General features: G+C 58.4%; 11 protein-coding genes. 6 read left to right on the forward strand and 5 right to left on the reverse strand.

The window, feature by feature from the left end; genetic code table 11:
• Positions 1–325 precede the first annotated feature (325 nt).
• Both A6U86_RS20715 and A6U86_RS20720 read right to left on the reverse strand, forming a co-directional pair.
• Positions 326–826: an HIT family protein gene (locus A6U86_RS20715; RefSeq protein ID WP_068394894.1), complete on the reverse strand. Its 501-nt coding sequence runs from the start codon at positions 824–826 to the stop codon at positions 326–328.
• A gap of 333 nt (positions 827–1,159) precedes the next feature.
• Positions 1,160–2,041: a serine hydrolase gene (locus A6U86_RS20720; RefSeq protein ID WP_068394858.1), complete on the reverse strand. Its 882-nt coding sequence runs from the start codon at positions 2,039–2,041 to the stop codon at positions 1,160–1,162.
• Between the two features lie 491 nt (positions 2,042–2,532).
• Between A6U86_RS20720 and A6U86_RS20725 the strand changes: the two genes are divergently transcribed.
• Positions 2,533–2,799 carry a hypothetical protein gene (locus A6U86_RS20725; protein WP_141683765.1) on the forward strand — a complete coding sequence of 89 codons (267 nt, stop codon included), beginning with the start codon at positions 2,533–2,535 and terminating at the stop codon, positions 2,797–2,799.
• 266 nt (positions 2,800–3,065) lie between these two features.
• Here the strand turns inward: A6U86_RS20725 and A6U86_RS20730 are convergent, their stop codons facing one another.
• The 3 genes from A6U86_RS20730 to A6U86_RS20740 form a co-directional block, all read right to left on the reverse strand.
• Positions 3,066–3,296, reverse strand: a complete 231-nt coding sequence (locus A6U86_RS20730; RefSeq protein ID WP_068394860.1) for a BrnA antitoxin family protein — start codon at positions 3,294–3,296, stop codon at positions 3,066–3,068.
• Positions 3,297–3,501: 205 nt separating this feature from the next.
• Positions 3,502–4,674, reverse strand: coding sequence for an MFS transporter (locus A6U86_RS20735; RefSeq protein ID WP_068394861.1), 1,173 nt, complete (start codon positions 4,672–4,674; stop codon positions 3,502–3,504).
• A gap of 253 nt (positions 4,675–4,927) precedes the next feature.
• Entirely contained in the window at positions 4,928–5,902 is a 975-nt protein-coding gene (locus tag A6U86_RS20740) for an SDR family NAD(P)-dependent oxidoreductase (protein WP_068394895.1), read from the reverse strand.
• A 140-nt stretch (positions 5,903–6,042) separates the two neighbouring features.
• On the opposite strand from A6U86_RS20740, the gene A6U86_RS20745 reads away from it, so the two are divergent.
• The 5 genes from A6U86_RS20745 (at position 6,043) to A6U86_RS20765 (ending at position 15,035) form a co-directional block, all read left to right on the forward strand.
• Positions 6,043–6,627: a TetR/AcrR family transcriptional regulator gene (locus A6U86_RS20745; RefSeq protein ID WP_068394862.1), complete on the forward strand. Its 585-nt coding sequence runs from the start codon at positions 6,043–6,045 to the stop codon at positions 6,625–6,627.
• A 693-nt stretch (positions 6,628–7,320) separates the two neighbouring features.
• A complete protein-coding gene (locus tag A6U86_RS20750; protein WP_068394863.1) occupies positions 7,321–10,269 on the forward strand; it encodes an NAD(P)-binding protein in 2,949 nt (982 codons plus the stop codon).
• A 46-nt stretch (positions 10,270–10,315) separates the two neighbouring features.
• Complete coding sequence (locus A6U86_RS20755; protein WP_158008770.1) at positions 10,316–13,288, forward strand: AAA family ATPase; 2,973 nt, start codon at positions 10,316–10,318, stop codon at positions 13,286–13,288.
• A gap of 236 nt (positions 13,289–13,524) precedes the next feature.
• A complete protein-coding gene (locus tag A6U86_RS35900) occupies positions 13,525–14,313 on the forward strand; it encodes an AraC family transcriptional regulator (RefSeq protein WP_068394865.1) in 789 nt (262 codons plus the stop codon).
• Between the two features lie 95 nt (positions 14,314–14,408).
• The gene (locus A6U86_RS20765) at positions 14,409–15,035 is read left to right on the forward strand and encodes a hypothetical protein (protein ID WP_068394866.1); all 627 of its coding nucleotides are present in this window, start codon (positions 14,409–14,411) and stop codon (positions 15,033–15,035) included.
• The last annotated feature ends 87 nt before the right edge of the window (positions 15,036–15,122 follow it).

A 15,122-nucleotide genomic window follows, 5' to 3' on the forward strand; every position in this document is an offset into this window, starting at 1 on the left:
AGCCAATGGGCGCATCAGATCGATCCGCAGGATCGAGGCAAGCGGCGGCGCGCCACAAATCTTGTCTTGGAATTGGCTCTCTGGATCGGCGATGGGGGGGGGAACCGCGAGATGTCCGACGTCCCGGAGTGGGTTGATTTGCCTGCGCAGGCTTGTCGATGTCCCTTCCCCGTGAAGACTTCCGGCAAGGGCCGTTGATTGGGATGCCGACGCGCCGGCCTGAAGGCGTGGCCGGTATGGGCGTTGCTGACCACCTTCACCTCCTGCAGTCGACACCTTGCACTGCATCGCCGTTCCCGATGCGGGGATAAGGGCTGGTTGGGATTCAGCTCGTACCGGCCTGCCGATGGTGTAGCGCATCGCGAAGCAGTGCGATGGCCTCAGGCACGGAAGGTCCCCGGATCGGTGGCGGCTCGGCGCGTTCGCAGAATTCGCGCCAGACGAACAGCGTTAGTTCGGCACCGTCAACCGGTGTCTCCCCCTCCCCTTCTGCAAATCCTTCCAGCACTCGATACCGGCTGTCCTGCCAAAATAGCTCCTCGACCCAGTCGTAGATCGGGATCACATGGAAATGGAGTGTGCGCGCTGCAACATGCCCATATCGACCTATGTATACGCGCTGGGCATCCAGCCTTCGTTTTAGGGCGTCCTGGGAAGATGCCAGCAGCGGACCGAGTTCGCATAGGGTGCTCTCGGGCAGATCCGACAGGTCGGTAACGAAACTCTTTGAGCTGATGATTAGGTAGCCGGGAAGAGCGGAGTTTGCGCGGTGGTCAACGCGCCACCCGTCAGTTTCGGTTATGTGAAAATGTGACCCGTTTTCCAAGTCCGCGCCCTCCCCTGTCGTTCGCATTACTTAACATCGGCGAACCCTCCTCCATTGTCGAGCAATAGCCCGAGCGTGCCAAACCATCCCAACTTCCTTGAGCTATGTCGACACTGGCGTCTCTCAAGATTTAGGAGATGGGCTCACTCGTGATCAGGCGGGCGTAGCTCCCCAGCGAGCTCATCGCGACGTACGCTGTCATCTCCCTCGATTTGTCTATCGGTTTCGCATTGCGGGAGACTCGGTGGCCAATTCCGCTTTGCTCGCGAAAACCGTGACAGCTGTCACGGTTTTCTGGGACATCGCCGGGAGCGCCAGGGGCCGGTCCGATGCTCAATTGCGGAAGAAGAGGATCTCCGCCACCCGATGCGCCCGCACGCGAGGCCCAGGAAAATCCGGGTGGCCAGGCGGCGCCGAAGCCGGCGCGATGGGTCCGCGATTGGTCAGGACGATGATCGTGCGCTGCGCTTCGAGAAAGCGGATCATGTAGTTGAAGTAGGCGATGCAGCTGCCGCCGTGTGCCACATGCCTTATATCGGCGCCACCGCCAGGCCCTATCAGTTGGCGGCGTTCGGCCGCGCTTAAATAGGGAAAGACATTTGTAATCCAGCCGAAACCATAGCCCGTCTCGGCCCCATCACTGGTAGTGCCGGAGGTAAAGGCGCGGCGAAGGGTGGCCTTGGAGACAAGCCACTCGGTGTTCAACGCTTGGTCCCAGAGAAACAAATCGGAGAGCGTGGAGAAGAGACCACCATCCCCGACCGTCAGCATTGGATAATCCCAGCGCTCGAACCGATCCCCTTTCCTCAAATAGCCATGCGCCAGCCTGTGGCGTGTCGGGCGGCGCGAATCGTAGGCGAGGATATGCTTCATGCCGAGAGGTTCGAACACATTCGATCTTAGAAAGTCCGCGAAGGATTGCCCGGAGACGATGGCAACGACCATGGCCAGCAGAACGTAGCCCACACCGCTATAGGAGTATTGCGAACCCACGGGGAATTCCGGTCCGGACAGGCGCATGGTTCGCTCAAGTACATCCTCGTTGTCTATGCCTGTAATGGAGCGCGTGAGTTCGGTGATGTCCTCACTGGTGCTGAAGAATTGAATATAGCCGGGCAGGCCTGATGTGTGATGCAGCAGATGACGGAGCGTGATGCCGGCGCCCCAGGAGGGAAGGCCTGGGAAATAGGTATGCAGGCGATCGTCAAGGCTCAAATCTGAAATTTGATTACTGAGCTTGAGGTGCGGCTTTCGGACTGGGTTCGTATTTCTGCTGTCTGTGAAATGGGTCAATTGGAGTAGGCGACGATTTAAAACCGTGACAGCTGTCACGGTTTTAAATCCGGCTCGGCCGGTAACGTGGGTTGGTCGTGCGGTAGACGCGCAAAATGGGCTAAAGGCGGGGTGAAGGACAGTGAGGAGGGGCGCCTCCCACCGGGATTGTCCAGAGCTTCGTGTTTTCGCTTGCAGTGAATTTCACAACGAGCTTTTCAGCATCAGATGTGCCCCTTGCGTTCAGCCGCCAAAATAGTCGCTGAATACGGAGCATGAGGCAGGTCTGCGGTCACCACCCTTTCGCCCTGCTCCACTGACCGTTTTGCGCAAGTGGGGCAAATCTCCCGGTAATGCAGAACTGCCTGACTTTGCGCATGCAGCTTTCAATTGCGATGGACTGTGAAAGCTGCTTTTCTAATAGGAAATTGCATGTGGCGGGACAGCAAAAGGCTTCGGTGGAGATGGCCCCTTATCTGCTTTTATTTTTCATCTTCGTCACGTGCGGCCTCGTCAATATGACGCGCCCCCGAAACTCCATCAGACCGGTGAGTGACCGAGACATCGAAGACGCTTACAAAGCGGCTTTCAAAATTGAATCCAAGGAGACGGCGGAGCGGCGGAAGCTCATAAGCCTGCTGCTGATGATTGCACTGCTAATCGACATTCTGCTCATCGTGTGGATAGTTCGCTACGCCTGATGGGTAGGTGCGGTTAACGGGAAGAGCCCCATGGGTGCGGGGATGACTCTGCCTCGCGAATTATGTGGAATGGTCTGGAGCGCATTCGCGCCTCCAAATCCGCCCCGCTTACCGCTTCTGCTCCCCCAGTGCGAAAATTCGACGGCGCCTATCCATCTGTTTTGTAGAGACTTTACTTCAAGATGGAACTTAATGCCGGATTTGCTTCCGCTGGCTATACACTGCCGTTTGGATGGCTGTCTCAGATAGCGTCCGCGATAGATAGGCTAATCATTGGCCTTCATTGTGGCACGGAGCGCGTCGTTGATCCGATCCTGCCAGCCGGGTCCATCCGCCTGAAAATAGGCGAGGATTTCGCTGTCGAGTTTCAGGGAGACGAGCTCTTTTGTGTTGGGAATCGCCGGACGTTCGATCGTGGGTGCCGCGGGCTTTTTCGCAGGTTTGAAGATTGCCTCGGCCGCATCGAGCGGGTTGGTCGGCCGTCTGGGTGCGCGCATGTCTGCCTCCCTGGATTTCCTGATAGTGTCTGCTCTGTTCGACATCAGCGCGCGGTTGATGTCAAGGATCGACAAGGTTTACTGCTGAGCGTCGCGATATTCTTCAGTTCACCTCGACCGAACTCAGCAAACTGACGCGCAACCGCATCCGTGTTTAGCCGGGAAAATACGGATACAGGGCGCGCGCAAGCAGCGTATAATTCGGCTAGGACTGGCCGCAAGGCACTTGCGGGGCCTTGTCCCGTCGAGGCGCCAATGCGCCGACTAGGCACAATGCGGCAATGATGATGGGCAGGCAGATCAGATAGGATATTCTGATACCGGCATTTTCCGCGATGAAGCCAAGCAGAGGCGGCGCGAGAAAGAACACGACAAAGGACATCTGCGCCAGGGCGGCGACATTCAGGTGTGCCGCGCGGTCTGTTCGTTGAGCTGCGGCGGAGACGGCGAGCGGATAGATCGCGCTGCAGCCGGCGCCCATGCAAGCGAAACCGGCGAGTGCCACATAGGGATGGGGCGCAAGCCACACGGCTGCCAGACCGGCCGCGGATAGAAGCAGCAAGCCGAAGGCGACCGCGCGGGCGCCAAAGCTATCCACGAGGGGGTCGGCGAACAGCCGCGTTACGGCCATGAAAAAGGTGAATGCGGTCAGTCCCAGTCCACCGATGAAAGGTTCGACCGCGAATACGTCTCTCATGTAGATGGAGGACCAGTCGATTCCGGCGCCTTCGACGAGAAAGGCCGCAATTCCAATCACGCAAAGCGGTAGGAGGCCGGCCGTCGGCAAGGCAATTCGTGGCTCATCGCTATGTTGCACCTGGCTGCGCGCCGGGGCATTTCGCATGCCCGCAATAGCTATCACGCCGACGATGACCACAAATGCGAGCGTCAAGGCTAGGTGGAGCTGGACGGAAACGCCGGCTTGGCGAACCGCCGAGGAGACCAGTGCCGTCAGAAAGAAGCCGAGGCTCCAGAAGCCATGGGCACGATTCATCACCCCGCGACCGAGCTGGGCTTCAATGCGATCAATCTCGACATTGAGATTGATCTCCAGCGCGCCGGCGAGCAGTCCCTCGCAGAAGAGTACGGCGAACACCAGCGGCGCGGCGCCGACCCAGGGAACGAGGGCGATGAAGGCAGAGGTTCCAAGCACGGTTATGAAAGCCGTCGTCCGTGCGCCCAGCCGGGCGATGATCGGCGCCGAAAAAGTGAGCGATATCAGCGCTCCAATGGCTGCACCGATGAGGGTCAGGCCGAGTTCCGACTTGTTGATGCCGAGTGCGTCCTGCAGATCGGGCAAGCGCGAAAGCAATGCACCCATCGATATCGCGAACAGAAGGAAGCAGATATAGATCCGTCGCTGCGGCTCAATGTGCATTTGATTTTCCCCGGGGAGGTGATTGGCACTCGGAAGTTGCGATCTTTAACCTGATCTCGTCTTCGTAGACAATGCCAAAGGCGCCTGCATCTGGCTGAAACTTCGCGCCCGGGGGACGAAAGCGAAGTTTTGGTCAGCGAGATCGCAGAGGTCCCTGCGATCTGCCTGTCATATGCTGTGACAGATGTGCCACCTTGGCATGCCGGCGAGATGATACCGGCTGCCTGGGCACACCTGTCACTCAGCTTGCCGCCTAGTGGGCGAAAACCTCGCCGACCATTTCCTCGCTCTTGGCCCAGAGCGCCTTGGCATGCTCGGGATCGAGCGCGTAGGAACGCACACCCTCGCTGATAGGATTGATCAATCCTTCCGTCACCACCGAGACATGGCAATTCTCGCAATATTTGCCGCCGACCTCGTCGGCTGCCGCGACTGCGCCGGCCCAGACCGAGGTTGCGGCACCCTGCGGTATCGTCTTGAACTGGAAGGGTGGTTTTCCTTCCGCGGCGAGCTCGGTGTTGATCCTTGTCAGCAATTGCTCGAGTGCGCCTTCCGGAAGATGCCGGCCGAGTTCGGTCTGAATGCCGCCCGGATGCAGAGCGGTCGCCCGGACGCCCCGTGATTTATGGCGCCGATCGAATTCAACGGCAAAGAGGATATTGGCTGTTTTCGAGCGTCCGTAGGCCAGCCAGGGTTCGTAGTCCGTGTGCTCGAAATTCGGGTCTTCGAGATCGACATCGGCGAAGCGATGGCCGGAGGAGGAGACATTGACGAGCCGACCGCCAGGAGAAATCAACGAAGCAATCCGGTTGACGAAGACAAAGTGGCCCAGATGATTGGTGCCGAACTGGGTCTCGAAGCCATCGGCGGTATGGCCGAGGGGAGTTGCCATCACACCAGCATTGGCGATGACGATGTCAAAGGTCCGTCCATCGGCCACGAGCGCATGGCTTGTCTTGCGAACGCTGGCAAGGGAGGCAAGGTCGAGTTCGATAAGCTCTAAACCCCCGCCGTTTCTGGCATCGGCGCGAACTGCCGCTGTTGCCCTTTCTGCTTTGGCAAGATCGCGGGCTGCACCGACAACCTGTGCTCCGCGGGCGGCGAGGGCTCTTGCCGTTTCGACACCGAGGCCGGCCGAAGCGCCGGTAACCAGCACGCGCTTGCCGCTGAGGTCTACGCCGGCAAGCACCTCATCAGTGGTGGAGGTCGCTCCAAAAGGTCCGGTCATGAAAATCTCCTTCAACCGTGGACACATAGGCACGCCATGGCAGCGAGCCATTGCCCGCTGCCCTCGAATGGATTAAGAGGAGGGTGCCTCCGCAATAGATACGGAGGCACCCTCCGTTTATCAAGGGGTAGTTCGCAGACGTGACGATAAAAAGCGAGCGCGGTGCTGTCCGCAAACCGCGCGCCGATGCAGAGCGCAATCGCATCCGGCTGATGGAAGTGGCCAAGGCTGCCTTTGCCGAAAAGGGTGCAGACGCCAGCCTGGAAGAAATCGCGCGTGTCGCGGGGGTTGGTATCGGTACGCTTTATCGCCATTTCCCGACCCGGGATGCCCTGATCGGTGATGTCTACCGCAACGAGACCGAACAGCTCGCCAAGGCCGCGACAGAGCTTGCCGGGCGCTTCCCGCCGAAAGAAGCTCTCCGGCAGTGGATGGTGGTATTCGTCGAATATATCGATACAAAGCAAGGCATGTATCCGGCCCTGAATTCCCTTGTTGGCGGCACATCGACGCTTTATGCAGCCTCCGGCCCCTTGATCGGCAACTCCATGGAAATGCTGACCAAACGTGCTGTCGAAAGCGGCGAGATCAAGCTTGATATTCCGCCACTTGATCTCCTGCGCGCGGTGGGTGGTCTTGCCAGCAACAATGGTCCGGATTGGAAAGACGCCGCAAAGCGCATGGTCGATATCATCATCGCCGGCATCGAGGTGCGCCCACGCTAAACAGGGCTTGAACGATCTGGCCGATCCTATCAAAATCCTTGGAATAGTGCCCCAAAAACCAAGGTCATTCCTTCATTCCCCTCAGGCGTAACGCGAAAATCTGCAAATGGCGCTCCCGCCACTCCCCAGGATTGTATTTTTAACTCTTCTGGTGGAGAGGTGCGCACCCGAGGCTCGAGTACCCACGGATATCTGCTGCCGATAAGGGCGTGCGCAGGCATTGCCCCGTCGCTCCCGCGCCACCAAAATTTATCCACTTCAACATAAATTGAGCGCTGATTTTTCTAGCAATCTGGCGCAGCATATAGCCTAATGCCTGCACCAGTTATTCGCTGGTGCGGCCGGGTTTTCGGCGATATTCGCATACAAGCGCCAAGCCTGCCGCATGCATTGCCAAGACGCATACCATTTGAAATTGAATTTTATTGCAGATCGGGAGAGAAGGTGCCGCGGCGGCCGGGCACTCCTTTTATAAACAAGCGCTGTCATCGGTTCTGCGCAGAGCCGTTGCTCCGAGCTATCGAGAAATTGCCTGAGACCATTCTGACGCCGGTGAGCGAATGGAGAATTCGATCATGGCGCACTCAATATAATCGCAGCTAGCTCTTCGTTCGCAGATGTCTTCATTCTGAGAGGGGATGCAGCCACAATTGTTCAAATCGCGCTGGAGCGTTTAAGGGGGAGCTTACATTCATGGCGTCGCAGGAGAGAAGGAAGATCGCAATCATCGGAGGCGGCGTGGCCTCCATGACCGCCGCCTACGCCTTGACCGAGGAGCCGGGATGGCAGGCGAAATATGACATCACGGTCTATCAGCGCGGATGGCGGCTCGGTGGCAAATGCGCAAGCGGTCGCAATCGCGAAATAGGCAATCGCATAGAAGAACACGGTCTGCATATCTGGGCGGGGTTCTACGACAACGCCTTCCGCCTTATCCGCTCCTGCTACGATGAGCTTGTCGCCCTGAAGCTGAGGTCTCCGGAAGATCCGCTTGGCACCGTGGAGAAGGCGCTAAAGCCGCTCAATACATTCATTCTCAGCGAGGAGGGGGTAGGAGACCCCAGGCAGATGTGGCGGCCGTGGTACATCGAGTTCCCCGGCAACAATCTGGTTCCCGGCTCCGGAGGGGTGCTGCCGCAACCTTTTGATTATTTCAAAATGGTGGCTGAATTCCTGGCGGGTCAGATCGAAAAGGTCGGGGATGCCTTACCATTGCCGTCGCAGGGAACAGGTGTCGGCGGCTACCGGTCTCCGGTTCATCAACTCGTGGCCTATGCCAGGGGGATGCCGGCGGATGCGCGCTTGCATACCGCGCAGAATGGCAACGAGCTGAAAGAGATTCTGGAAGGCATCCGGATCTGGCTCCAGGGTATCAAGCCAGGGGAGTGGATCAATGACGATACGGCTCGCCGGGTTTATTTCATGCTGGATCTTGGCGTGGCCTTTGCCATGGGCATGGTGGCCGATCAGGTCTTCATGCGCGGTTTCGATTCCATCGACGGCATGGAATGCTCGGCCTGGCTTTTGAAGCACGATGCATCGGAGCAGGCCGTGGCGTCGTCGGTGTTTCGCAGCTGCTACGACTATGTTTTCGGATATCCGGGCGGCATATGCACGGATCGCGGCGTCGGCGCGGGCACCGCGATGCGCGGGCTGTTGCGTCTGGCCTTTACCTATAAGCAGGCCCTGTTTTTCAAGATGCAGGCCGGCATGGGCGACACGATATTCGCGCCGTACTATCAAGTCCTCAAGCAGCGCGGCGTCAAGTTCAGCTTCTTCAATGCCATCACCAATCTTGCCCTCTCGACATCCAGGGAGGCCGTCGCCCGGATCGATCTTGTCGAACAGGCGCAGTTTGTCTCCGGCACCTATGAGCCGCTTTTCGATGTCGCCGGCCTGCCCTGCTGGCCTTCGGAACCCGATTGGGCGCAGCTGGTCGATGGCGAAAAATTGCGCGAAAGCGGGATAGATTTCGAATCGGAGAAAACGGCTGTGCCCGCCGGCATCCCGAAAAGCCTCCGTCAGGGCGTCGATTTCGATGATGTCATCCTCGGTGCGTCGCTCGCCTCGCTTCCACCCATGACCGCTGAGCTCGCCGCTGCATCTCCCTGCTGGAAGCAGATGCTTCAGAATGTCCAGACCGTCGCAACCTGCGCCGTGCAGTTCTGGCTCAACAAGCCTACGACCGAGACTGGCTGGCCGGGCCTTGTCAAGGAGCACAATCAATACAGCCCGTTTGATCCCAATACGTTGCAGACGGTCCTGACCGGCTTTGCCGAGCCGCTCGATACCTGGGCGGATATGAGCCACCTGCTGGTCCGCGAGACCTGGCCCGATCCGGCTCCGCAGGCCATCGCCTATTTTTGTTCGCCGTCGAGGGATGCCGACGTGCCTGCGCCGTCAATGCAGGATCAGGCGGCGAAATGGGCGGATGACTATCTGACGGCGATCTGGCCGGATACCCGGAATGCCGAAGGCAAGTTCGACAGAAGCCTGCTTGTTTCCCTCAACGGCCAATCCGAGAGCGAGCGCTTCGCCAATCAGTATTTCCGCCAGAATTTCTATGGTTCGGAGCGATATGTTCTCTCGGTGCCCGGTTCCGTAAACTACCGGTTGGCGCCGGATGAATCGGGATTCACCAATCTCGTGATAACGGGCGACTGGACGCGTTGCGGCATCAATGCCGGCTGCGTCGAGGCAGCAACGATCTCCGGCCTCGCCGCCGCCAGGGTATTCACGGGCTCGACCGAGCCGATCTACGGGGAATATGACCTGGTACTGGACGCATTGCCGACGCCGGCTCTGCTGTCCTCGATCACGGCGCCGCATGCGAATTGGCCGCTGACGCCAGCCTTCCTGCGCGGCTCGATGGAAGGCGTTTTCAGTTTCCACGCTCTGCCGGTGGAACAGGTAAAACAGATGCTGCCGCAAGGTCTGGTGCTGTCGCGGCAATCCGTAACGCCTGCAAACACCCATCCGGTCACATTCCTGTTCAATCAGCAGACGAATGTGCGGGCAAGTTTCCTGCCGCAGATCTTCGGGTTCAAGACCTATCTGGAGAACATCGTTGCCATCAATTGCGTGGAGATCGCCGGCGGCGATGGCACGGTCTTCAGCTTCCTGCCGGCATTGTTTCTCGATAACAGCCTGGCGACCTATTCCGGCCAGCTATTCTATGGCCTTGCCAAGCGCCTGGCAAAGAACACGCTTGAAAACTCCACCTACAGCACGGCGACCGAGGAAAACGTGCCGGTCTGGTCCATGCGGTATTTCGACTATGCGCCGATTTCCCGGCTCGTCGATCTCGGCAATATCGGACTCGTCCGTGCGCTTCTGGATACGCCGATCCTGACCCCCCGGGGCAAGGGAACCTGGCAGGCAATGGCATTCGATTTCTCTGTGGGGTCGGCATTCGCCGTCCCTGTTGTGACCGAACTCGATGTCTTTGCAACGAATGGCATCGGCTTGCCGGCGGGGCGATTCATATCGCCTGCGTTCAGGGCTCAGTCCGAGGAGAATGGCCTACCCGGCGCTTTCCGATGCTGGACCGACTGGACGCTCAGCAATCCTTTCGACTCATCTCGCGTGAAAGCCGTTGCTGCCGCCCAGAAAAATTTTGACTTCAATTGGCAGCAAACATGAGAGAATGAGACCCATGTTGTCGCCGGAGGAGATACCGCATCTAACGATGGATGATGATCTGCGAGAGCGTCGCCAGGTCACCATCCTCTTTGCGGATATTGTCGATTACACAGGTCTTGCCCTGCGTTTCGACCCGGAGGATCTGCGGGATCTGCTTCAGAGCTACTACATTCTGGCAAAAACGGAGATCGAGGCGTCGGGCGGTATCGTCGCGGAATACCTCGCCGATGGAATAGTGGCTCATTTCGGGGTGCCCGTCGCCTACCAGGATGCGGCCGACCGCGCTGTGCAGGCGGCTAGGCGCATCATCGGCAAAGCCGGCGAGATACAGGGCGCGGATTACAGGCTTTCCGTTCGGGTAGGGGTGGCGACAGGGCTTGTCGTCGCCGAGTTCGATGGCACGAATTCCAAGATTACCGGAGCGAGCGGCGTTCTTGCCGCGCGCTTGCAGGCATCCGCCGAACCCGGATCGATCCATATTTCTGATCTGACGCGTCGGCTCCTGCGGCGCGAGACGGAGGTTCGTTTCGTCGGCAATATGTCCCTCAAGGGCTTTTCCGAGCCTGAACCCGTCTGGTGCCTCGATCTGGACGATGCAAAACGAATGGGAGGAGACGGCTTCCCGTTCTTTGGGCGCGACACGGAGCTATCGAAACTGGCGCTGGCATGGGAGATGGTCCGGCAAAGCGGCCGAGCCAGCCCGCTCCATATTCTTTCGGGCCGGCCGGGCATCGGCAAGAGCCGCATATTGCGGGAACATTGCCTGCGCTATCCGGCCGAGCAGAAAAGCATCGTGCTGCAGGCGGCGGAGCGACAAAGCAAGACGGCACTCTATCCTGTCGTCGAATGGCTCAAGCTTGATGACCGGGTTTCTCTCGGAACTGACGATGCCGATTATCTGCGCGCGCTTTGCCAGCCCGAAACGGCCGTCGGGCTACATCTGAGAGAGACGCCCGGGGCCATTCGCCAGGGAACCTTCGATGCGCTCTCGGCCTCGTTTCGCAGGATTGCACAGGCTGGTCCGATACAGATCATCATCGAAGATCTGCAATGGCTGGATCACAGCACGCTTCAGTTGGTCGCCAGATTGTTGACCGACCTGGAGGACTGCCCTGTCCAGTGGCTGGCCAGCGGTCGGCCGGAGTTCACAGACAATATCGGTGAGCTCCAGAGTACAGTGCTGGCTATTGGAGAGCTGGGCGCGGCCGAATGCCACGAGGCTGTTGTCAACTGCTGCGGGGAGGGGGTTACATCCGCCTTGGCGGAGGAAATCGTCGGCAAGTCAGAAGGTGTCCCTCTTTTCCTCGAGCATCTCCTTCGCGAACTCAACGAAGGACGCATATCTGGCCGGGAGACTGTTCCAGAAACGCTCGTCGGGGCATTGGTCGCGTGGATAGACAGCACGGGGCCGGCACGACGTGTCGCACAATGCGCCTCGGTGGTCGGCCGCTATTTTGACGAGGAGGTGCTTGCGCAGGTCTCCGGCTTTTCCCGCCAGAGTTTGACTTCGGATATCGAACGTCTCTGCAAGGCAGAGATCTTCCAGCGCGATAGTGGCTCCGCCTTGAGTTTTCGACATGACCTGATCCGGGATGCGGCCTACAGCACCTTGCTGCGCAAGCGGCGGGAGGGTCTCCACAAGCGGGTTGCCTGGGTTCACACGCAAAGCAATCCCCATGTCGGCGACAAGGTGATGGCGGAAATCGCCTATCATCACGAGGCGGCCGGAGAGCACTCTCTCGCGGCGCAATACAGGCACAGGATCGGCAGGTACACGACTGCTCTTGGCGCCTTTGCCGAAGGCGAAAGCCAGTTGCGGCATGCGCTGGATCTGCTTGCGCTCGCGGCCCAAAACCGCATCGATGTCGAGCATCAGCAGGCGAACATGCTTGTCGATCTCGCCGCAAACCTCATGCAGACGCGCGGCTTTACCGGCCAGGAAGTGTTTGAGACCTATGTGAAAAGCCTGTCGCACCTTGAGAGAATCAATCAGGTCGATGGCGACAGCCTGTCCATTTTCTGGGGCATCTTCACCTACCAGGTTCTGATCGGTCACACGCGGGATGCGGCAATGACCGTATCGAGAATGGAGGCCGTGCTTCGCCGTCTGCCGCAAAGGGAGAGGCTTGCGGAGCATACGCTGTCCGTGCTGGGTACCAGAAACGGCATTCAATTTTATTCGGGGCAGTTTCACGCGCAGCTTGCGACCCTGGACAAGATCAAGACACATTATGAAGTTGAGCTTCATGCGCCTCTGGCCGCCAAATACGGAATGGATCTGCTGGCGACCGCGCATGCGTTTTCGCCTCACTCCGCAGCCATTACCGGCCAGTTCTCGCTCGCACGCGAGTTGGTCGTCGAGGCCGATGCACATCAGGCCGTGCTCGACATTCCCCTCATGCTGCCTTTCATCGACATTTGGGGAGGCGTTGCGTTGAGTTATCTGGGTGATTTCGAGCTGGCATTGGCTCGGATGGAAAGAGGCATCGCGCTTGCCGACAGGCAGGGTGCCGCATTCTGGTCGGCGACCGGCAGGATGTGGCAGGCAATTGCCGAATTCGAAGCCACCGGCGATTCCTCCTGCCAGTCAAAGATCGAACAGGCGCTCGCGCTCCAGAAACTCATGGGCGTCGGTATCGGCATCCCCTATTGGTCGGCAAAATTGGCAGCTGCCTATGCCATGAATGGCGACGACCGGCGCGCGCTGGAATGCATCGCGGAAGCGTTGACTGGCTCGCCCGGCACATCGGAAGGCGTATGGCGAGCGGAGCGGCAGAGGCTGGCGGGCTTCGTGCACGAGCGGGCCGGGCGCGTGGACAAGGCGCTGCACTTCTATCATCTGGCGGCGCAGACGGCGGGCAAGCAGTCGGCTGTATTGTGGGAGATGCGCGCGAGAAGCGCGATTTCACACCTCGCGCCCCAGGATGAATTGAACGGTATCCGACAGGCGATGCTTGCTGACACGATCGCGCAGAACAATGTCCCAGCGAATCAGGTGACAGTTTCCACAATGATTTGACGCCGGCTAAACTATTGTCGAGTTGGGGCGGTTCCATACCCGCAAGCGCGCTCGATTTTTCCGTGATCTACTTTCGACTTGATATTCAGGGTTGTTCATTTTTAATAAAAAATCTCGGCAAAGGCGTGTTCTGAGCCGTCTATGTGAGACGACACACAGAGTAAAATAGCCGATCGAGATCTTCTGATGAAGTCAATCGATGCCGCCATGGCATCCAAGCTTCATTGGATTTCAGCATGTTTGAGCACGTTACACGCGACATCAGCCCGGCTCCGCCCAGCCTTGGCATGCCCTGGCTGCAGGAGAGCGCCGATACTCTTGTCGAGTTGAGCCTTCCGCGTCGTTTTCGGTTTCTGGGCTTGCCAGAAGCCAAGGCGCGGGAATTGAGGGCAATTCTCGAAAGGATGGAGGATGCGGACCGTATCGCCTGCGACACAGAGGATACATGCCAGTCCGCTGCGATAAGCTTCGTCTATATTGGTGAAAGCCTGCCGCTCGATATGTCCGGTTACACCGCACCCGTTTTTCCTGCAATTGCCATCGTGGGGCGCGGTTTGCCGGATATCGATCGTCTGTTTGAATATGGCTTTGCCGACTATATCACCTATCCCTTCTGCTCTCCGGAAATTCAACGGCGCCTCTCTGGGGCTCCGACATCAATCCATGACGTTACCTTCTCAGCCGGGCTCGGTAGCGATCCGATGGTGCGGGCGGCATGCGAGGTGCTCGAAACCAACATCGCCGCTACGGTTACGGTCGACGAACTGGCCGCGACACTCGGGACCAATCGCAACACGTTGAACAGGGCATTCAATCAGGTCTTCGGCGTCGGGCCGATAACGTGGTTGCGTCAGCGTCGCTGTGAGATCGCGGCACAACTCTTGCGCGATAGTTCCGAAAGTGTGCTCAATATTGCGTTGACGGTCGGCTATGGCGACCCTAACAATTTTTCGACCGCATTTCGCAGGCACTACAACCAGGGGCCGCTGGAGTTCCGCAAAAAATGTCAGGCGCAAAGAATTTAGACACGGCCTCAAAGGCAGGCCGTGATGTTGCTGGCTAGTATCGAATTGTTGGCGAGGGCCACCGCTTTATTGAACCACGAGAGGACAAATCGACAATGGCAACCGAGAACATCAGCCTGAACTTCATCAATCGCTCCGGCGATACGAACAATTCCAGCGTTCTTATTTTCCAGCAGAACGTTGCCGAGTCATTCGGCGAAATCGCCGTTGCGTGGAAAGTGATCAAGAATTGCGGTCGGCTCGACCGCCATCCCTTCAACTTCCCTCTGCAATTTCAGGTTTCGGCCAAGGATAGCTGGGGCAACTACACCCCTCAGTTGACTGCCTATGACGGCCAGGGCTTCGACATGACGCTGGACACATCCGGCGATGTGCTGGCGCTGTCGAAAGTAAATGCCACTTCCCCGAACGAAGTCGAAGTGCGCAACCAGCTGACGCAAGGCGCGATCAGCGCCTGCATCTTCAAGGACGGCAAGCTGCTGGCGACGAAGACCAACATGGCGCCCGGGCAGAAGGCCGTGTTCCAGTTCCAGCCGCGCATCTACATCGGCGTCGTCAGCCAGGTCGCCGAAGGTCAGGTGATCAATTCCGCGATCATCAGCCAGGTCAACACCGAGATCAACCTTTTCGGGATCACCAGCGCCGATGTCGTCATGACCGGCGGCGGCCCCGGCCCGAATTCGACTCCCTTCCAGTTCCATCTGGAAAACATCAACCAGTAGGACGCCATCATCTCTCCGAGATGATGATCAATCCGGGATACCACACGAGTAATCAGCGGGTATCCCGTTTTCCCTTTCATGAACGGA

This window comes from Rhizobium sp. AC27/96 (assembly GCF_001692325.1).
Lineage (GTDB): Bacteria > Pseudomonadota > Alphaproteobacteria > Rhizobiales > Rhizobiaceae > Rhizobium.

Bases quoted from the DNA above. Each gene is read 5' to 3' on its own strand.
- A6U86_RS20730 (WP_068394860.1), bottom strand. From the start codon at position 3,296: ATGCGCGCACCCAGACGGCCGACCAACCCGCTCGATGCGGCCGAGGCA.
- A6U86_RS20735 (WP_068394861.1), bottom strand. From the start codon at position 4,674: ATGCACATTGAGCCGCAGCGACGGATCTATATCTGCTTCCTTCTGTTC.
- A6U86_RS20740 (WP_068394895.1), bottom strand. From the start codon at position 5,902: ATGACCGGACCTTTTGGAGCGACCTCCACCACTGATGAGGTGCTTGCC.
- A6U86_RS20750 (WP_068394863.1), top strand. From the start codon at position 7,321: ATGGCGTCGCAGGAGAGAAGGAAGATCGCAATCATCGGAGGCGGCGTG.
- A6U86_RS20755 (WP_158008770.1), top strand. From the start codon at position 10,316: ATGGATGATGATCTGCGAGAGCGTCGCCAGGTCACCATCCTCTTTGCG.
- A6U86_RS35900 (WP_068394865.1), top strand. From the start codon at position 13,525: ATGTTTGAGCACGTTACACGCGACATCAGCCCGGCTCCGCCCAGCCTT.
- A6U86_RS20765 (WP_068394866.1), top strand. From the start codon at position 14,409: ATGGCAACCGAGAACATCAGCCTGAACTTCATCAATCGCTCCGGCGAT.